We start from the raw sequence: 18,659 nt of genomic DNA on the forward strand, positions 1-18,659 counted from the left end.
TATAGGCAGTACGCCCGGAATATTCGCTAACGCACGGCGGGCGGCCGACCACTGGTGCCGCGCCGCCCGCCGGGAACCGGGCGTTGTGGCCCGGAGGAAGATGAGATTCCTATCAGAAGGTCACCACCAGGGGAAGCACCGCCTGGGGCTTCCGTGCGCGGGTGAGGTCCCGTAGCAGCTCGAAGTGCCGGTAGGACTCCTCGCCGAGCTGGTCACGGAGAACGCGGGCGGCCACGCGGTTGTCGTCGTCGCCTTCCCCGATGAGTTCCTCCAGGATCTGTTCCCAGGCCGGCTTGAGGTAAGGGTACTGGGCTACTTCGTAGTCGTCGCTCAGACCGGCAAGTCCGGCCGCGGAGGCGATGGCCTCGTCCAATCCGCCAAGTCGGTCCACCAGGCCCAGCTCGAGCGCGCGGGTACCGGAATACACGCGGCCGCCGGCGATCTCGCGCACCCGCTCGATCGGCAGGTCGCGGCCGTCGGCCACCCGCCCGAGGAAGGTATTGTAGATGGACTGCGTCCGCTGGTTGAGTACCTGCCGCTCGGGGTCACCCATCTCGCGGAAGGGGCTGAAGGCGTTGGAGGCGGCGGTGGTATTTACCGTGTCGAAGCTGATACCGATCTTATCCTCCATGAGCTCCCGCACCACGGGGAAGGTCAGAAATACCCCGATCGAACCGGTGATGGTCGTGGGCTCGGCAAAGACGCTGTCGGCCGCGGCGGAAATGTAGTAGCCCCCGCTGGCGGCGTAGTCGCCCATGCTGACCACCACCGGCTTGCCGGCGGCGCGCACCTTCTCCACGGCGTACCAGATGTTCTCCGAGCTGCTGGCGCTGCCGCCGCCGCTGTTGACCCGCAGGACCACGGCCTTGACATCGTCGTCCTCGGCGAGTTTTTCCAGTTCGTTGACGTACTTGCGGTCGCCGATGCTGCCCAGTCCGCCGTCGCCGTCGACGATGCTGCCCTCGGCGATAAGTACGGCCACCTCGTTGTCGCCGCCGCGCATGCGTTCCAGGCGGGCGGAATAGTAGGTGGACAGATCAATCAGGGTAAGGTTATCGTCGTAGTCGAGGCCCACTTTGTCGTGCAGCAGTTCGTCGATCTCGGTACGGTGGCGGATACCGTCGATCAGTCCGGCGGTCACCGCTTCCTGCTCCTTGTAGCCGGTCATGTTGCCGGCGGCGGCACGCAGGGCGGCGGGCGACACGTTGCGGGCGGCGGCGATGTCGTCGACCATTACGCCGAAGAGGTCATTTAGGAATTCCTTGGTCTGCTCCCGGTTCTCGGGGCTGATCTCGGTGCGGCGCAGGGGCTCGGTGGCGCTCTTGTAATCGCCGGCGTAGAAGATCTCGAACTTAATCCCGGCCTGGTCGAGGGCCTTCTTGAAGAAGGGGATGTCCGCGCCGAGTCCCCGGAAGTCGACCACGCCGAGCGGGCCCATGTAAACCTCGTCGGCCACGCTGCCCAGGTAGTAGGCGCTCTGGGTGTAGTAGGGCGAATAGGCGACGATGAACTTGCCGCTGGCCTTGAAAGCGAGGATAGCCTCCCGGAGGCTACGCAGCGTGGTGAAGGGTACGCCAGTCGGTTCATTTCCCAGGTAGATGCCCTTGATGTCATCATCCTCGGCGGCTTCCTCGAGCGCCCGGATGACGTCGTGCAGGCCCAGCTGCTCCTCTCCCTTGAAGGAGGCGAGCAGGTCGCCCTGCTCTACGTTGCCCGTCAGTTCCGGCAGTCCGTTCAGGTCGATGGTGAGGATGGAGTTCTGGCTGACGGAGGGCTTTTCCTGGGAGGAAGCCGCCATTCCGCCGATAACGGCCGATCCGATCAGCACCAGGGCTACCAGGGCCAGGAGGGTGCCCAGGCAGGAGCCGAGCAAAATTTTAAGAAAATTGGGCATGCCGTACTATTAGAGTTTCCGCAATATGACGCAAAGAACGCATCCTCGTCGGTAACGCCTCCCTCTTTTCGATGAACGGTCGGATTCGCGCGACGGAGATTGCCCTCCACTCCGGTTACCTTTGCGGCATGAGCCCGGACGCCCGCGACCTCCGCATCGAAGCCTACGATTATCCCCTGCCCGACGAACGCATCGCCCGCTACCCCCTGCCCGACCGGGCCCGGGCCCGCCTGCTGGTGTACAAGGCCGGGGACATTAGCGACCGGCACTTTACCGAGCTGCCCGAATTACTTCCGTCCGGCACCCTCCTCATCGGCAACCGCACGCGGGTGATCCACGCGCGGCTGCGCACCTTGCTGCCCGACGGACGCTCCCTGGAACTTTTCTGCCTCGAACCCCTCGCGCCGGGCGACTACGCGCTCTCCCTGGGCAGCCGCGCGCCGGTGACCTGGAAGTGCCTGGTCGGCGGCAACCGGCGCTGGAAATCCGGCCGGATCGAGTGGTCCGTACCGCTGAACGACGATACCGTCACGCTGACCGCGGAGCGCGGCGAGCGCCTCGAAAATGCCTTCAGCATCCGCTTTTCGTGGTCCGGCGGATATAGTTTCGGTGAGATCCTGGAGGCGGCCGGATCGATCCCCCTGCCCCCCTACCTGGGCCGCGCGGCGGAAGCCACGGACCGCGAACGTTACCAGACGGTCTTCGCGGAGCAGGAAGGTTCGGTGGCCGCACCGACCGCGGGCCTGCACTTCACGCCGGACGTGATGGACCGGCTGACCGGTCGGGACATCACCTTCCGCACGCTTACCCTGCACGTCGGGGCGGGAACCTTCAAACCGGTTACCGCGGATACCCTGGGCGGCCACATCATGCACCGCGAGTACTTCAGCGTCACGCGTGACCTGGTCGCGGCGCTTCACGAACAACTGGTTGCCGGCCGGCCGGTGGTCAGCGTGGGCACTACGAGCATGCGCTGCCTGGAGAGCCTGTTCTACTTCGGGGCACGCATCCTGGCGGGCCTGCCGCCCGGGGAAATCCTTGACCAGTGGGTAGCCACCGACGACCGCCTGACGAGAGCAGACACCGCACCTGCGCTCGCCGCCCTCCTGGAGTGGATGGATGCCGGGGGCCACGACGCCTTCACGGGGTACACCCAGTTGCTGCTCACTCCCGCGGCCCGGCCGCGGGTGGTTGACGGCCTCATCACCAATTTCCACCAGCCGCGCTCCACCCTGTTACTGTTGGTGGCGGCCCTGGTCGGAGAGGACTGGCGGCGTATCTACCGCCACGCACTGGAAACCGGCTACCGCTTTCTGAGCTACGGCGACAGCAGTCTACTGTGGCGGCGGGGCGCTGGTGCGGAGTAGGGTCACGAGACGTTCGGCCGTATCGGATCGCATCCGGAGCACCAGGCTGTCCAGCGTGAGGGCTTCCACGGCGACGACGCGCTCGGGGTTGGCGGGCTGGGTGGTGTCTTGGGCGAAGAGGTAGCCGTCGTCGTAGCGCCACGTCCCGGCCTCCTGGTAGCGCAGGGTCGAGGTGAATTTGTAGCGGTTGTCGGGGCGGAAGTCGAAGGTGATCTCGCGGGGATCGAGCCGGAGGCTGTCGCCGTCTTCGGTCACGAGACTACCCTGCCACTCCCCGACGAGCAGGTCGGGCTCCGGCTCACCACAGTGGAGCAGGCAGAGGGCAAGGGCCAGCAGGGGCAGGTAGCGCTTCAAAGGCGGGGATTAGTGGGTCACGCCGATATTAAACAGCGACTCGATGATGATAAAGGCGATGGCCCCGGCCGCGAAGCCCAGGAAGGCCAGGCCGGAAATTTTCTTGAGGTACCAGATGAAGTCGATCCGTTCCATACCCATGGCGGCTACCCCCGCGGCGGAGCCGATGATGAGCATACTGCCGCCGGTACCCGCGCTGTACGCGATGAAGTGCCAGAGGCGGGCGTCGATCGGGTAATTGGCCAGGTCGTACATACCCATGGAGGCGGCGACGAGCGGTACGTTATCGATGATGGCGGAGAGGAAGCCGAGGATGACGATGACGATATCCTCGTTGGGAATGACGGCCCGCAGGGCTTCGGCGACGGCCCGCAGGGCACCTACTCCGTCGACCACTACGGTCTCGAGGGCGGCCACGGCCATCAGGATACCGAGGAAGAAGAGAATGGAGGCCATCTCGATGCGGCTGAGGGCGCGGTGAGCGGAGTAGGCCTCCTTGCGCTCCTCGGTGAAGTCCTCCTCGGGGTGGATGTATTCGGATACCAGCCAGACGACCCCGAGGCTCAGCATCATGCCGAGGTAGGGGGGCAGGTGGGTGATGGTCTTGAAGACGGGAACGAAGACGATCATGCCCAGCCCCAGGAAGAGCATGGTCTTACTGGACAACAGGCGGCCCTTTTCGATGAGTTCCTCGTCGTCGTCCTGCATCATGGCCAGGGTGGTAATCTCGCCCTGGAACGGCTTCATGAAACTGGCCACCGCGAAGGGCAGGACGAAGCAGATGAGGGAGGGCGCGATGAGGAACTCCATCAGGCCGGCGGTACTGACGCGCTTGCCGATCCAGAGCATGGTGGTAGTGACGTCACCGATGGGCGACCAGGCGCCGCCGGCGTTGGCGGCGATGACGATAAGGCAGACATACCAGATGCGCTCCTCGCGGTCGGGGACCAGCTTACGGAGCAGGGTGACCAGCACGATGGTGGCGGTGAGGTTGTCGATGATGGCGGAGAGGATGAAGCCGAGGGCGCCCACGATCCAGAGGAGCCGGCGCTTGCTGCGGGTCTTCACCCACCCTTTCAGGATGTCGAAGCCCCGGTGGAGGTCGACGATCTCTACGATGGTCATGGCACCGATCAGGAAGATCAGGATCTCGGCGGTCTTACCCAAGTGGTGGAGCAGGGCTCCGGTAAAGCCTTCCTCGGCTGCCTCGTGGGCACCGGCGTGGCCAAACTCCATAGCGTCACCGCTGACGCTGTTGAACATATTGAAAACCTCTCCTTCGGTATTGATGATCTCGAGCGATCCGGCGTTGAAGCCCAGGCTGAGGAGTGCCCAGCAGAGCGCTCCCATCAGCAGGGCGGGAACCGTTTTGTCAAGACGAAGAGGATGCTCAAAAACGATTACGATGTAACCGATGACAAAACAGGCTACTACTGCTGCGATCATAGTGATTGGTTTTCGATAGGATGTACTCCTGCTGGCAATTATACGAATAGTACGCAACTACCGGACGTGAAAAACAGTTTGGTAGGCATGAAACCGGAACACGGAACGGACCTTACCCGTCTGCTGCTACTGGGCGGCGTGGCTTTGCTGACCCTGCTGTTGCTGCTGCGGATCTATCCGCCGGCGGCGTTCATGGGCTTCGCGATCGGGGCCACCGTAGGTTTCTTTCTTCTCGGCGAACGGCTTACCGGTTTATTCGGTAAAGGTGGTCGTACGGAGACGGACGAGTCCGATTTCGCACAGCGCGTAGCCGCCCGTCTCGAAGATTGCCGCAACCGCGAGGAAGGTTTCCGCGACGAAGGCGAGCGTATCCTTAAGAGCATCGCTACCCTGCGCGACGACCTGTCCCGCAACCCGACCGCCGCACCCGAAGCGGTCGCCAAGGCCGAAGCCATCATCAAAGAGCTCGAGGCTGAATTCAGCCTCCGGCATGCCAAGGCCAGTTTCTTCGGTGAGTGCGCCACACGCCTCCGGGAATTGCTCGAGCGTCACCGGCTGGTGGAAAGCATGGCCGCCCGCCGGCGGGAGCTGCGGGAACTGCGGCAGACGAATTTCGACGACGAATCGATCGTGGAAGAAACCCGGTTCAGTATCGAGCAGGACACCATTCAGTTGGATACTATCGTGGAACTGAGCAACAGCGCGGCCAACAGCAGCAAGGCAGAGCAGGCCGAAGCGCTCCGCGACCGCCTGGAGCGCCTGCGCAGTACCCTGGGAAAGCAGGATCGCCCCACCGGGGAACAGGCCTGAGGCAAATTTATGCCGAATCCCTTGCGTTTTTCCTCCAGCTACCTATCTTTGCAGTCGCTAACGCCGGAACGCCGGCCGTGCGCCGCAGGATTTACCCCCTGCACTTGAAATTTTGGCCCGTTCGTCTATCGGCTAGGACGCCAGGTTTTCATCCTGGTAAGAGGGGTTCGATTCCCCTACGGGCTACTAATTAGTACGGTAGTGTTGTACTACCATACTACTCCCGGCCCGTTCGTCTATCGGTTAGGACGCCAGGTTTTCATCCTGGTAAGAGGGGTTCGATTCCCCTACGGGCTACCATTTTTGAGTTTGCAGGAACGGCAGCCGCGCGATGCGCGGCTGCCGTTCCTTGTTTGTATCAGTCAAGCACGGGAAGCTCCGTTTCCCCGAAGCCCCCATCCATATATACGGTTACCGCATTCACCCCAAGCTCCCGCAGCAGGCGGTACGCTTCGGCGAACCCTCCACTGACGTGCTCGGGGCGGTGGGCGTCGGAGTTCACCTGGAGCGGGATTCCGCGGGCGTGGGCGCGGGCTACGATCCACGAACTGGGATACATGCCGTTGCCGTCGTTGAGGTAGACGCCCCGCGTGTTGACTTCCATGATGGCACCGGCCCCCTGCAGGGCGTCAAGCGTTTCTTCGACCGCCGCCCGGTACCAGGGAGCGTTCTCGTCCCAGTAGTCGCCGGTGGCGTTGCGCCGCTTGATGCGGTCGAGGTGGGCCACGATATCCGGGGGGTGGGTGACCAGCATCTCCCGGAGCAACGCGTAGTAGCGCTCGACCATCCGCCGGCTGTCTCCCCCGAAGATGGTATCGATTCCCCGGGAGAATACCGGTTCCGGTTGCTGGAAACTCCAGGGCCGACCGTCGGGCAATCGGTCGACGTAGTGTACCGCCCCAACGGTAAAATCGAGTCCGGCCGATCGGATATGGGGGCTGTTCACGTTCATGACATCCGGCAGGAAATCCACTTCCAGGCTTTTGAAGATGCGGATGCGGTCGTGGTATGCGACGCGCAGATTGTCGATCTCGTTACCGTAAGCGGCCAGGTCGGCCAGCGGCATGGAGCCTATGTCTTCCGGCGGAATGGGGGCGTGGTCGCTAAAGGTGTAGGTAGCGAACCCTTCCCGCAGCGCCTGGCGCAGGTAATCTTCGGGTTCGCCTATTCCGTCGCTGTAACGGGTATGGGCGTGGTGGTTGGTGAGCATAGGGGAAAAGGTGAAAGAAGAGAAGTGGTGCCCGCCGTCGTTTGTTTCGACAGCTCGAAATTTGCAGCCCGATAATTGGGCTTGTATTGTGCAATTTGCAATACAAACGCGCAACATAGGGATTTAACAAACACATCCTTCCTAACTTGCGGAACTGTAATCACCTTTTCCCATCCACTCAATTGCCGACTATGCAATTCAGACTTCTACTCTTTTCTTTATTCATTGCCCTTTCCAGCCTCGTTTCCGCCCAGCGCAACTGCGGATCGATGGAGTACCTCGAAGCGCAGATCCTCCAGAATCCCGCCCGCGAGTACCAGCTGCAGCAACTGGAGCGCTTCACCCAGGCTTACGAACCGGGCCTGGAGAAAGCGCTGTCGGGGGGCATACTCACCATCCCCGTGATCGTGCACGTCGTGTACGGAAACAGTACGGAAAACATCTCCGACGCACAGATCGCCAGCCAGATCGCCGTGCTGAACGAGGACTTCCGGCGCCTGAATGCGGACCGGAGCAATACCCCTGCGGACTTTACCGGCGTAGCCGCCGATACCGAAATCGAGTTTTGCCTCACACAGACCATCCGCAAGAGCACGACACGCGCCAGCTTCGGTACCAACGATGCGGTGAAGAGCGCCAGCACCGGCGGCTCGGACGCCGTGACGCCCCGGCAAGCCCTTAACGTGTGGATCTGCGAGATCGGCGGTGGTATCCTCGGTTATGCCCAGTTCCCGGGCGGCAGTGCCGCCACGGACGGTGTCGTTCTCGACTACCGCTACGTGGGTACCACGGGTACCGCTACCGCTCCCTTTAACCTCGGCCGCACGGCCACCCACGAGGTTGGCCACTGGCTGAACCTCCGCCACATTTGGGGCGACGGGGGCTGTAGCGTCGATGATTTCGTGAATGACACCCCCCTCGCCGGCGCCCCGAACTATACCGGAGGTGCCTGTACCTACCCAGGCCCCAACAGCTGTGCTCCCCGCGGCAAGAAAGGCTCCGGTGACGACCTGCCCGACATGTTCCAAAATTACATGGACTACTCGGACGATGGCTGCATGAACCTTTTCACCATCGGCCAGAAGGACCGCATGTGGGCCGCGATCAATGCCGCACGCCCGGAATTGCTATCCTCGGCCTGCGACGGCACTCCCCCGACCACGCCGCAGGAAATCTGTGATAACGGCATCGACGACGACGGCGATGGCCTTACCGACTGCGAGGATCCCGATTGCTCCGGCACCACCGCCTGTGCTCCCCCGGCCGGCGACTGCGTTGCGCCTACCGGACTGACCAGCCGCACCGGCAAGGGCGGCCGCGAACTGACGATGTCGTGGAGCGCCGCCCCCGACGCGCTGAGCTACTATGTCGAGATTCTGACCGGCGGGTCCGTATACGCCTCCGGTACGATCAGCGGAACCAGTGCATCGGTCAACGTGAGCAAAGGCGCCTCCTACACCTGGCGCGTACGCTCGAACTGTGCAAACGGGGCCGTTTCGGACTTTGCCGAGACTACGGTCACCGCCCGCCGCGTCGCTAACACGACTGCCCAGGAGCTGGGGGTATTCCCCAATCCCACCGACCGCGGTACCGTGACCGTAACCTGGGACCTCGATCCCGCCGCTTCGCTCTCCACGAGCCCGGTAGTTGCCGCCGCCGCACCCCAGCAGATCCGCGTGGAACTGCGCGACCTGACGGGCCGTGTCCTGCGCCAGCTGAATGTAGCGGATGTCGGACAGGCACCCCTCGACGTATCCGACCTCAGCGCCGGGGTGTACCTCATTCAGGTCAGCGACCAGGATGGATATACCGTGAGCACGAAGTTCGTGAAGCTCTGAGCCGGCGTTACGCGCCCCAACTAAAAAGCCCGGTGGTGCAGCTGCACCACCGGGCTTTCTGTTTCCGGAAGGATGAGCGGGCTAACCGCGCAATTCCCGTGGCTTGGCGAAAGGCTGATCGTAGACCCGCTCTCCGGTTAGCCGGTAGATCGCATTGGCCAAGCCGCCGATGACGGGGGGCAGGGAGGGCTCGCCAAGGCCGGTCGGGGCAATGTCGTTCTCTACGAAATGCGTGTGAATAGCCCGCGGCGCCTCGATATGTCGAATGAGGCGGTAATTGTCGAAGTTTTGCTGGTCGGGCTTACCGTCGGTGAAGGTCACCGCTCCGTAGAGAGCGTGTCCGACCCCGTCGATGATGCCCCCTTCCACCTGGTTGTGGGCGCCTTCGGGGTTCACGACGATGCCGCAGTCGACGGCGCAGTGCACCTCGGTGACGCGCGGCTCGCCATCGACCAGGCTGGCCTCGACTACCTGGGCGACGTAGGAATTGTGGCAGTAGTAGGCTGCCACGCCCCGGGCGTCGTCGCCGGTGCTCCAGCCCGATTTGTCGCGCACGAGTTCGAGTACACCGGCGTAGCGCTCGGCATCGTAGTCGTTGTTCTCCCCGACGGGATCCGACGCGGCGCGCGCGAAGAGTTCCAGGCGGAAATCGATCGGGTCCTTGCCGGCGGCCTCCGCTACTTCGTCGAGAAAGGATTGCTCGGCGCCGGCAATGAAGTTGGAGCGGGGGGCCCGCCAGGCGCCAGTCGATACATTCGATTCCTGGGTAAGGTTCTCGGCCAGGTAGTTGTCGACGGTACCGGCCGGGAAGCGATTGGCGAACACGGGGCTTTCCCCGGCACCGGTACCACGGACGTGGAAGCCGATGAGCTTGCCGTCCTCGTCCAGCGCGGCGCGGTAGCGGACCAGATATTCGGGGCGGTAGGTACCCTGCGTCATGTCGTCTTCGCGCGTATAGACCAGTTTCACGGGTACACCGGCGGCCCGGCTGATCAGGGCGGCCTCCACGCCGAAGTTGCCGTAGAGTCGCCGTCCGAATCCGCCGCCCATGCGGCTCATCATGATGCTGACCTTGTCCTCGGGCATGTCGAGCAGGGCGCTGACGGACTTCCGCAGGAACTCGGGCGTCTGGATCGGCCCGACCAGTTCGGCCCGATCATCGCGCACGTCGGCGAAGAAGTTCATGGGCTCCATGGTGTTGTGGGGCAGGAAAGGCGCGGAGTAGATCCGGTCGACCACGGTCGCGGCCCGGGCGAAGGCGGCCTCCGGGTCACCGTCGCGGCGAGCCTCCTCGGCCTTGCCCTCCAGGAGGAGTTCCTGCAGGCGCTCGCGCTGCATGGGCGATGATTCGGGGGCGCTGTCCTCTTCCCACTCGAGGGCGAGTTTTGTCTTGGCCTGGAAGACCTGCCAGGTGTCGTCGCCGACTACGGCAACCAGGTTGGGGAAAGCGTTGACGTCGGACCACTGGAGCTCTACGCCCTCGGGAGCGGCGTTGATGGTATACACGCCCTGGATACCGGGCATCCCGCGAACGGCGCTGTCGTCGACCGACTTAAGCTTGAGCCCGAAGGCGGGCGGGTGCACGATGGCGGCGTACTTCATCCCCTCACGCTGGATGTCGAGGCCGTACAGTGGCCGGCCGGTGACGATCTTGGTGGCGTCCACGTTCTTCGTAGCGACGCCTACAATGCTGAAGTCGGCATTCTGCTTGAGCGTCACTTCTTCGGGTAGGGGGAGCGTAGCGGCCAGGGAGGCGACCTCACCGTATCCGAGGGAGCGGTCGCTGCCGTCGTGGTAGATCATCCCACGTTCGGTGCGGAGCTCCGCGGGATCCACTTCGAGCTGTTGCGCCGCGGCCTGCAGGAGCAGGTAGCGGGCGGTGGCCCCCGTCTTGCGCAGGGGTTCCCAGCCGTGGCGGATGGACTGGCTGCCGCCGGCGATCTGCCGTTCGAAGTTATCGGTATCGAGGCCGGCCTGCTCCACGATGACGTTGTTCCAGTCCACGTCGAGCTCCTCGGCCACGATCATGGGCATGGCGGTTTTGACGTTCTGTCCGATCTCGGGGTTGGGCGACATGATGGTCACTACGCCGTTTTCGCCGATCTTCAGAAAGGCGTTGACGGCGACCCACTCTTCGGGCATGACGAGTTCGGGGCGTGCCTTGCGGGCCTTATCGCTTTCGCAGGAGGTCAGCCAGCTGAAGCCTAGCAGCAGGCCGCCGCCCGTAGCGGCCGATACCTTGAGGAAAGAACGGCGGGAAGTAGTTTGCTGGGACATGCTAGCTTAGTTTTTCGGCGGCGCTCTTTACGGCGGCGTGGATACGGGTATAGGTTCCGCAGCGGCAGATGTTGCCGCTCATACCGGAGCGGATCTCGTCGTCGCCCGGATTCGGGATACCGTTGAGGAGGGAGGCGGCGCTCATGATCTGACCGGCTTGGCAGTAGCCGCATTGCGGCACGTCGTGTTCGAGCCAGGCGAGCTGGACGGGGTGGTCGCCATCGGCGCTGAGGCCTTCGATGGTCGTGATGGGCTCGTCGCGCAGCTTGCCGACCGGCAGGGAACAGGAGCGGACAGCGGCGCCGTCGAGGTGGACGGTACAGGCACCGCAGGCGCCGATGCCGCAGCCGTACTTGGTACCTACCAGTCCCAGTTTGTCCCGGAGGATCCAGAGCAGCGGCATGTCGGGATCGGCCTCTACGGTGCGGGACTGACCATTAACGGTCAGGGTATAAGTTGCCATGTTTAACACGTTGATTTCACTAAAGATAAGAAAATTGCCTCCCCGTCGGGCTGTTAACACGCCAAGGTAATCCCGGGGCAGGCCCGACGCGTTTTTTTGTCACCTATGTCACCCCGTAAACACCAAACCCGTTCCCTCTGGCGGCTGCTGATTCCCCTGCTCGTCATCGGCCTTTACGTGGGCGGTGGCTGCTCGGAACTGCGCGATCGCCTGCGTGCCTGGGTGGACCAGACCTTCGGGGAAGTGACGCCGCGGCAGGCCTACCGCTGGCACAGCCCCTTCGGCGAGAACGTGATGGCACGGTGGGATACCTCGTACGCACGGGCGCTACGGGACACCCTGACCGTCTCGCTTCCGCACCGCGAGGAGTTCGGTACCGACACGGCGGTGCAGTTTTCCGCCCAGTCACTGCACCTGCGCCTCCCGCCCGGCAGGGAACTGGTCGTGCAGTCGCTCGACACTACCGGTCCGCGACCCTTCGGCGAACTCTACCACCTGGGCGAGGGGCCGCCCGATCGGCTGGGCGCCTGGGATACGCTGACGGGGGTACTGGTCTACGAAGCTCACGAAGCCGGGGGAGAGGATTTGCTTTTCCTGCTCCAGCGGCGGCCGCTTGACTCGTTGCCGTATTCGGTGGCCCTATACACGCGACCGCTACTGGCGTTTCCGGTGGCCGGCGGTGACGCGGGCAGTATCCGCAGTTTCTGGGGCGACCGCCGCGACGGTGGCCGCCGCCGGCACGAGGGCAACGACATCTTCGCCCCGCGGGGCACGCCGCTGGTGGCCGTTACCGACGGACGGGTCGGACGCGTGCGCAACGGTGGCCTGGGGGGCAAAACAATCTGGTTGCGCGATGACGAACGACGACTGAATTATTACTACGCTCACCTCGACAGTCAGCTCGTACGGTCGGGGCAGCGGGTAAGCCGGGGCGATACGATCGGCTGGGTCGGCAATACCGGTAACGCCCGTACTACCCCACCCCATCTCCACTTCGGGATTTATGCTAACGGCGCCCGCGACCCCTATCCATACCTACGGCCCGGAGACGCCACGCCGGCCCGCCCACGCGAACGGCCGGGACAAATCATGGAGGTCCCGCAGCGGGGCGTTCATTACCTGCGACGCACGCCCCAGCGGGACGGGGAGGTACTTCGGCAACTGGAGGGAGGCGAGAAAATCCGTGACCTGGCAACGACCGGTGCCTTTCACCGGGTACACACACGGATCGGAGAAACGGGCTACGTAAATTTTGACTAAAAAAATTACGCCCGCCTTCGCAGATGGAGGGCGGGCGTACAAGTCTAAAACCGAGATTTGTTCAAAGTGTCAAAATGTAGCCTATAAAATCTAACACAAGAACGGGTTTATTCCCGGTCTTCGCATTCACATCGGTTAAATTGTTGCTGATTAACCGAATTATTTTAAAGAATTTTTGATGCGACTCAGCGATTGCGGCCGTACACCTATATAATTTGCTACGATCCCCGCCGGAATACTGTCGGCGAGATCCGGGTACCGCTCCCTAAAAAAAAGATACCGCTCCGTAGCTTTCAGGGGTAACATGAGTGATTTCTCCTGCATCATGTCGATCAGGCGGCGGATGATAATTTCCTGCATGACGATCCGGGTGCTCTCCTTTTGGCGGGCACTGCGGATGAATTGCTGATCGATCAGGAGGACCTGGGCCCCGCCGATGACCTCACAGGTATAATTGGACAGGTCGTTGAAGATCGTCGCCTGAATGCAACCCACAAAGTTGCCGGCACCCGTGATGTACCGGGTGGAAAGTTCTCCATCCTCGTCGGTGACGTACAGGCGTAGGTAGCCGGACAGCACGAAGACGACCGGCGGCAGCGCGTCCTCTTCAGCGAAAATAATGGCTTTGTTGGGGTACGCACGGGGCCGCAGGTTGGCGGCAAAATTTTCGGCGCCTTCCCTGGATATGCCATTGTCAAGGAGTGTCTGCTTGATCGAGCGGAGTCTGTCGAAATTCATAGGGAGTACTCCTGATGAATGCTGGGCAGGAGGAATGACATATATACTTCCCTTACAAGTTACGGAGGGTTAGGGAAACCACGTTCTCCACGTGGCTGGTGTGCGGGAACATGTCCACCGGACGGGCCTGCCGGACGCGGTACTTTTCGTCCAGCAGGGCCAAGTCACGGGCCTGGGTAGCCGGGTTGCAGCTCACGTATACGATGCGCGGAACCTCCATTTTCAGTAGCATCTGCACCACTTTCGGATGCATTCCCGCCCGGGGCGGGTCGGTGATCAGGACATCGGGGCGACCGTGTGTTTCGGCAAAGTCGGCGGTCAGGATATCCTCCACCTGCCCGGCGTAAAAGGTCGCGTTGGTAACATCATTTAGCTTGGCATTTTCCCGGGCATCGTCGATGGCCGCCGGGATCTCCTCGATACCGACCACCTGCCGGCAGCGGTCGGCCACGTACAGCGCGATCGACCCCAGGCCGGTGTAGAGATCATAGACGTTCTCCTGCCCGGTCAGTCCGGCAAACTCACGCGCGATGGCGTAGAGCCGCTCCGCCTGCCGGGTATTGGTCTGAAAGAAGGACTTCGGTCCGATCCGGAAGGCTACGTGGTCGAGCCGCTCCGTGATGGTCGGGGTGCCGGCATAGTGGACCATCTCGAGGTCCATCAGGTACTCGTTGACCTTGGGGTTGATACAGTAGTACAGGCTGGTAATTTCCGCGCCGAAGCGGTCCAGCGCCGCGTCGAGGAAGCGGGTGATGATTTCCCGCTCGTCGGCGTAGAAGGCGACGACCAACATGCACTCTCCCGTGGTGGTGGTACGTACCATCAACTGCCGCAGGAGGCCGTGGCGCTCCCGCATGTCGTAAAAAGGTATATCCAGCTCGGTCGCCAGGGCGCGGAGGCCATTGCGCAGTTCGTTGCTGGGGCCGTGCTGCAGGTGGCACTTCTCGATCTGGATCAGCTTGTCGTAGGCACCGGCCCGGTGAAAGCCGATCACGGGTACTTCGTTGTCGATGTCGGTGCCGATCTCTTCGGTGGTGAGCCAGCGGCGGTTGGCGCAGCCGAATTCGAGCTTATTCCGGTAGAAGCGGGTTTCCTCGCTGCCGAGGATCGGCTGCCACTCCTCCACCTCCACCTTGCCGATGCGCCGAAAGGCATCGCGTACGATGCGCTCCTTCTCCCGCAACTGCCCGGCGTAGGCGAAGTGCTGCCACTTACAGCCCCCGCACACCCCGAAGTGCTGGCAGAATGGCTCCACCCGCTCGGCCGAGCGCTGGTGAAACGTCAGCGGAGCAGCGAACAGCACCTTCTTTTTCTTCCGGAAGGGGCGTACGTCCACGACGTCGCCGGGCGCCACGTCCTCCACGAAGACGGTCATCCCCTCTTCCGTTTTACCCACGCAAAAGCCCTTGTCGGCCAGCCCGGTAATGGTGACGTTATCGATACGTGCGGGAAAACGGTTCTTTCTGCGGCGGGCCATAGGGAAGGGTTAGGGCCGGCGAAGGTAAGCCGGTCGACGACATTGGCCCGTGGGGCATCAGACGATGAATTGCCGCAGGTAATCGTGGCTCTGCTGCAGGGACCGCAAGCGAAGGTCCAGAGACCCCTCGTAGGCGCGGTCCTCCACCTCAACGCAGACGGGGCCGTCGTACCCTGCATCGGTGAGGTATCCGAAAAAACGCCCCCAGTCTACGTCCCCCATGCCCGGAAGTTTGGGCGTGTGCCACAGCGCGGGGTGGGCAAAAACCCCGTGGCGGTCGAGTCGGTCACGGTCGATGCGCAGGTCCTTGGCGTGTACGTGGACCAGGCGGTCGGAGTAGTCCCGCAGGGGCTTCGTGTAGTCCATCTGCATGAGGATGGGGTGGCTGGGATCGTAGTTCAGCCCCCAGGCGTCGCTCGGAATGTCCTCCCACATCCGTTCCCAGATGGCGGGGCTCACGGCGAGGTTATTGCCGCCGGGCCACTCGTCGGCGGTAAAGCGCATGGGGCAGTTCTCGATCCCGATCCGAACCTCCTCGCGTTCGGCGTGCGCGACCAGCGGCCGCCAGGTTTCGAGAAAGTCACCCCACTGGGCTTCGATGGTCCGGTTGTGGTCCCGCCCGACAAAGGTCGTCACGGTAGATATCCCTAGAGCGGCGCTGGCGTCGATCAGGTCGTGAAGGTGGGCGACGGCCGCCGCCCGGGAATCCGCGTCACCGCCGAGTGGATTGGGGTAATAGCCCAGCGAGGAGATGGATACTCCGTAACGCTCTTGCAGGTCTTTTATCTGCTGCAGCCCCGCGGCATCAAGTTTGGACACGTCCACGTGGGTGACGCCCGCGTAGCGGCGCTCGGCCTTGCCGGGTGGCCAGCACATGACCTCTACGCAGTCGTACCCGATCTCGGCGGCGGTGCGTAACACTTCCTCCAGGGAATGATCGGGCAGGATGGCGGTGACGAAGCCTAATTGCATACTTACTTGGTTTGGCCGAGGGCAACCAAGTTAGCAAACAGCCGGTAAGCGCCGGGGACACCGGCCGGCAGTTCGCGGAAGAAGCTGTAGCCGGTATAGACGAAGTGCCCGTCTCCGTACGCTGCGATCAGCAGGCCACCGTCATGGTCCTTCTCGCCGGGGTCGTGGCTGCTGAGTAAGGCCGTGTACTCCGGGGCCCACTCGTCGGGGAAGTACAATCCCCGCTCCTGTACCCAGCCGTCGAAGTCGGCGGCCGTGATCTTGTTGGGAAAGTTGAGGGCGGGATGATCGGGTGCGAGGATCTTCACCGGAGCGTCTTCCACCGTGACGCGGTCGCGGCTGAGTTGCAAGGGATAGGGGCCGAGTTCGTCGTCACCGATCTTGAGGCGGTGGCTCGTATTGTACTGTACCACCAGGGTACCGCCACCGCGCACGTACTCGAGCAGCCGCGGCTGGTAGACGGGCATCCGGTCCACGGTATTGTAGGCGCGGACGCCTACCACGATGGCGTCGTACTGGCTCAGATCACCGATCGAGGCCGCGGCGTCGTCGAGCAGGGTGACGTTGAGGCCGATGGCCGCCAGCGCTTCGGGAATAGCATCGCCCGCCCCCGGCAGGTAACCAATGTTCCGCCCGGCGGTGGAAAGCTTTACCCGGGCGACGGCAGCGCCCCCGTCAAGGGTAGCCAGCTGCGTGGGAATGTGGGCGTGATTGATCGTCACGAGGCGACGATCGTAGGTGCGGCCGTCCATTTCCAGTTTCGGCGTGATGCGGGCCTGGGACTGTCCGCTCGACGGTTGCAGGTCGAAGCTGTAGAAGCGTTCCTGGCCGGCACGGTCGAGGGATACCTCCTGTTCGGCGGGGCTCACTTCCCAGCCGTCGGGGACCTCCAGCCTGAGGGTGCCTTCCACACGGTCGATGGCCGCCGTCACTTTCACCGTTACCGGCCGGGTGCCGTCGGAGGTGAACAGATAGCTCGACTCGCCCACCTCGACGAAGGCGGGGGGCAGGACCTCGAAGGGCTGAAATTGCTCTCCGGCCACGGGATCGGTGTAGTGGTAGCGGACGGGAACGTCGACGGTCATCTCCACGCCGGCCACCTCGAGGGGTACGGTGGCGACAACCGGATCGGCGGACTCCGGAAGGCCGCGCAGTTGCTGGTCGGCTACGGTGTACATACCCAGTTTCCAGTCCTCCGCCAGCCAGTATGGGCCGCTGTCGGGAGCATCGGAGGGGATCACGTACCGGATCGTATCCCGCAGGGGAACGCCGGCGGTGAGGGAAGTGCCCTGTGGGGGGTAGGCTACCCAGGGATCGCGTGACGCGTGCACCGAAATCTGCTTGACGGAGACGGGTACCTCGCTGCGGTTGGCCAGCTCGAGGTAGGTGGTCAGGGTATCCCCCGGGGTCGCGAAGGGGGCCGACACCGCGGCTTCCACGTACAGGCCGAGGGCCCCGACGATGACGTCGTCGATTTCGGCCAGTTTTCTGGTTTTCCAGTAGGATTCGGGCAGGCGCTCCACCTGCTGGCGCACACCAACCAAGGCGGGTACTGAAGCGGACGGGTCACTAAAATCGAAGTTGCGCTCCACGTCGCGCAGCGCAGTCGCGACGGCCGCGCCGCCTTCCAGCCTACCCCACCCCAGATTAATATTGGCAAAGGGGTCGCCGTCCGCATCGTTGTCGTCGCCCTTCAGCAACTCGAGCTGTTCGGTGGCGCGGTCGCGGCTACCGGCGCTGCCGAAGCCCTGGCTCTTGTGCTGGCTGCGGCTGCGGGCGGCGATCTCCGCAATGCTTTCTCCCAGTACCGGAAGGTATTCGTTGACGTCTACGCGGATCAGCTTGGTGCTGTCGGCGTGCTCCGGCAGTTCGCGGCCGCCCCAGCTGTAGGCGTTCCAGTAGAGGCGCTTCGGCTGCCAGGTATCCACGTATTCGAGCTGTTCGGGAAAGGCGGCGGGGTCGCCGGCCAGGTCGAAGGCTTCCATGCCGATGAGGGCCGAGGCGGTGTGGTGGCCGTGGGTGGATCCGGGGTCGCGGGGATCGAAGCGGAGGATCATCACGTCGGGACGCCACTTGCGGATCACCCACACGGCATCGGCGAGGACGGCGTCCTTGTCCCAGATGGTGAAAGTCTCGTCGGGGTGCTTCGAGTAGCCGAAATCATTGGCCCGGCTGAAGAACTGGCTGCCGCCATCGATGCGGCGGGCGGCCAGCAGCTCCTGGGTTCGGGTAAGGCCGAGCAACTCACTGATGTCGGGGGCGATCAGGTTCTGGCCGCCGTCGCCGCGGGTAAGGCTCAGGTAGGCGGTCTCCACCTTTTCCACGTTCGCCAGATAGGCGATCATGCGCGTATTTTCGTCGTCGGGGTGGGCGGCAATGTATAGCGCCGAGCCCAGCACACCGAGCTTCTGGATAGCCGCGTGCAACTCGCCGGAGGTGGGCCGGTCGGGAGCCTGGGCGGTAAGGGGGTGCAGCAACAGCAGGGCGGCAATGGCAAGTAGTAGTCTCACGCGGCGGGGTGGGTTAAGTACTAAAACAATAAAGACAGCGTAC

14 protein-coding genes and 2 tRNA genes are annotated in these 18,659 nt (G+C 63.1%); 6 read left to right on the forward strand and 10 right to left on the reverse strand.

The window, feature by feature from the left end:
* Positions 1–112: 112 nt before the first annotated feature.
* Positions 113–1,894: a signal peptide peptidase SppA gene (gene sppA, locus DQG19_RS06150; protein ID WP_116125364.1), complete on the reverse strand. Its 1,782-nt coding sequence runs from the start codon at positions 1,892–1,894 to the stop codon at positions 113–115.
* 128 nt (positions 1,895–2,022) lie between these two features.
* Between sppA and DQG19_RS06155 the strand changes: the two genes are divergently transcribed.
* Positions 2,023–3,261, forward strand: a complete 1,239-nt coding sequence (locus DQG19_RS06155; RefSeq protein ID WP_116125365.1) for an S-adenosylmethionine:tRNA ribosyltransferase-isomerase — start codon at positions 2,023–2,025, stop codon at positions 3,259–3,261.
* Here DQG19_RS06155 and DQG19_RS06160 read toward each other — a convergent pair.
* Complete coding sequence (locus DQG19_RS06160; RefSeq protein ID WP_116125366.1) at positions 3,229–3,615, reverse strand: lipocalin family protein; 387 nt, start codon at positions 3,613–3,615, stop codon at positions 3,229–3,231. The genes DQG19_RS06155 and DQG19_RS06160 overlap by 33 nt on opposite strands.
* A 9-nt stretch (positions 3,616–3,624) precedes the next feature.
* A complete protein-coding gene (nhaD, locus tag DQG19_RS06165; protein WP_116125367.1) occupies positions 3,625–5,061 on the reverse strand; it encodes a sodium:proton antiporter NhaD in 1,437 nt (478 codons plus the stop codon).
* Positions 5,062–5,148: 87 nt separating this feature from the next.
* Here nhaD and DQG19_RS06170 point away from each other — a divergent pair, with 87 nt between their 5' ends.
* From DQG19_RS06170 to DQG19_RS06180, 3 genes are all read left to right on the forward strand, one after another.
* Entirely contained in the window at positions 5,149–5,871 is a 723-nt protein-coding gene (locus DQG19_RS06170; protein WP_116125368.1) for a hypothetical protein, read from the forward strand.
* Between the two features lie 114 nt (positions 5,872–5,985).
* A tRNA-Glu gene (locus DQG19_RS06175) sits at positions 5,986–6,057 on the forward strand.
* A gap of 39 nt (positions 6,058–6,096) precedes the next feature.
* Positions 6,097–6,171, forward strand: a tRNA-Glu gene (locus DQG19_RS06180).
* 58 nt (positions 6,172–6,229) lie between these two features.
* On the opposite strand, the gene DQG19_RS06185 is transcribed toward DQG19_RS06180, so the two are convergent.
* A complete protein-coding gene (locus DQG19_RS06185; protein WP_157974358.1) occupies positions 6,230–7,081 on the reverse strand; it encodes a histidinol-phosphatase in 852 nt (283 codons plus the stop codon).
* A 191-nt stretch (positions 7,082–7,272) separates the two neighbouring features.
* Here DQG19_RS06185 and DQG19_RS06190 point away from each other — a divergent pair, with 191 nt between their 5' ends.
* Positions 7,273–8,919, forward strand: coding sequence for a M43 family zinc metalloprotease (locus DQG19_RS06190; protein WP_157974359.1), 1,647 nt, complete (start codon positions 7,273–7,275; stop codon positions 8,917–8,919).
* Positions 8,920–9,000: 81 nt separating this feature from the next.
* Here DQG19_RS06190 and DQG19_RS06195 read toward each other — a convergent pair whose 3' ends face one another.
* A complete protein-coding gene (locus DQG19_RS06195; RefSeq protein ID WP_116125371.1) occupies positions 9,001–11,196 on the reverse strand; it encodes a xanthine dehydrogenase family protein molybdopterin-binding subunit in 2,196 nt (731 codons plus the stop codon).
* Between the two features lies 1 nt (position 11,197).
* Complete coding sequence (locus tag DQG19_RS06200; RefSeq protein ID WP_116125372.1) at positions 11,198–11,659, reverse strand: (2Fe-2S)-binding protein; 462 nt, start codon at positions 11,657–11,659, stop codon at positions 11,198–11,200.
* A gap of 105 nt (positions 11,660–11,764) precedes the next feature.
* On the opposite strand from DQG19_RS06200, the gene DQG19_RS06205 reads away from it, so the two are divergent.
* On the forward strand, positions 11,765–12,919 hold the full coding sequence (locus DQG19_RS06205; protein WP_116125373.1) for a peptidoglycan DD-metalloendopeptidase family protein: 1,155 nt from the start codon (positions 11,765–11,767) through the stop codon (positions 12,917–12,919).
* 159 nt (positions 12,920–13,078) lie between these two features.
* Here DQG19_RS06205 and DQG19_RS06210 read toward each other — a convergent pair whose 3' ends face one another.
* The 4 genes from DQG19_RS06210 to DQG19_RS06225 are packed head-to-tail and all read right to left on the reverse strand — an operon-like array spanning position 13,079 to position 18,616.
* Positions 13,079–13,657 carry a Crp/Fnr family transcriptional regulator gene (locus DQG19_RS06210; RefSeq protein WP_116125374.1) on the reverse strand — a complete coding sequence of 193 codons (579 nt, stop codon included), beginning with the start codon at positions 13,655–13,657 and terminating at the stop codon, positions 13,079–13,081.
* Between the two features lie 52 nt (positions 13,658–13,709).
* Positions 13,710–15,134, reverse strand: a complete 1,425-nt coding sequence (rlmD, locus tag DQG19_RS06215) for a 23S rRNA (uracil(1939)-C(5))-methyltransferase RlmD (RefSeq protein ID WP_116125375.1) — start codon at positions 15,132–15,134, stop codon at positions 13,710–13,712.
* A 57-nt stretch (positions 15,135–15,191) separates the two neighbouring features.
* Complete coding sequence (locus DQG19_RS06220) at positions 15,192–16,106, reverse strand: sugar phosphate isomerase/epimerase family protein (RefSeq protein WP_116125376.1); 915 nt, start codon at positions 16,104–16,106, stop codon at positions 15,192–15,194.
* Between the two features lie 2 nt (positions 16,107–16,108).
* Positions 16,109–18,616, reverse strand: coding sequence for a PIG-L family deacetylase (locus DQG19_RS06225; RefSeq protein ID WP_116125377.1), 2,508 nt, complete (start codon positions 18,614–18,616; stop codon positions 16,109–16,111).
* Positions 18,617–18,659: the final 43 nt, after the last annotated feature.

The organism is Lewinella sp. IMCC34183, assembly GCF_003390915.1.
GTDB lineage: Bacteria > Bacteroidota > Bacteroidia > Chitinophagales > Saprospiraceae > Neolewinella.

Bases quoted from the DNA above. Each gene is read 5' to 3' on its own strand.
- DQG19_RS06210 (WP_116125374.1), bottom strand. From the start codon at position 13,657: ATGAATTTCGACAGACTCCGCTCGATCAAGCAGACACTCCTTGACAAT.
- DQG19_RS06190 (WP_157974359.1), top strand. From the start codon at position 7,273: ATGCAATTCAGACTTCTACTCTTTTCTTTATTCATTGCCCTTTCCAGC.
- DQG19_RS06170 (WP_116125368.1), top strand. From the start codon at position 5,149: ATGAAACCGGAACACGGAACGGACCTTACCCGTCTGCTGCTACTGGGC.
- DQG19_RS06220 (WP_116125376.1), bottom strand. From the start codon at position 16,106: ATGCAATTAGGCTTCGTCACCGCCATCCTGCCCGATCATTCCCTGGAG.
- DQG19_RS06195 (WP_116125371.1), bottom strand. From the start codon at position 11,196: ATGTCCCAGCAAACTACTTCCCGCCGTTCTTTCCTCAAGGTATCGGCC.
- DQG19_RS06205 (WP_116125373.1), top strand. From the start codon at position 11,765: ATGTCACCCCGTAAACACCAAACCCGTTCCCTCTGGCGGCTGCTGATT.
- nhaD (WP_116125367.1), bottom strand. From the start codon at position 5,061: ATGATCGCAGCAGTAGTAGCCTGTTTTGTCATCGGTTACATCGTAATC.
- rlmD (WP_116125375.1), bottom strand. From the start codon at position 15,134: ATGGCCCGCCGCAGAAAGAACCGTTTTCCCGCACGTATCGATAACGTC.
- DQG19_RS06155 (WP_116125365.1), top strand. From the start codon at position 2,023: ATGAGCCCGGACGCCCGCGACCTCCGCATCGAAGCCTACGATTATCCC.
- sppA (WP_116125364.1), bottom strand. From the start codon at position 1,894: ATGCCCAATTTTCTTAAAATTTTGCTCGGCTCCTGCCTGGGCACCCTC.
- DQG19_RS06200 (WP_116125372.1), bottom strand. From the start codon at position 11,659: ATGGCAACTTATACCCTGACCGTTAATGGTCAGTCCCGCACCGTAGAG.
- DQG19_RS06185 (WP_157974358.1), bottom strand. From the start codon at position 7,081: ATGCTCACCAACCACCACGCCCATACCCGTTACAGCGACGGAATAGGC.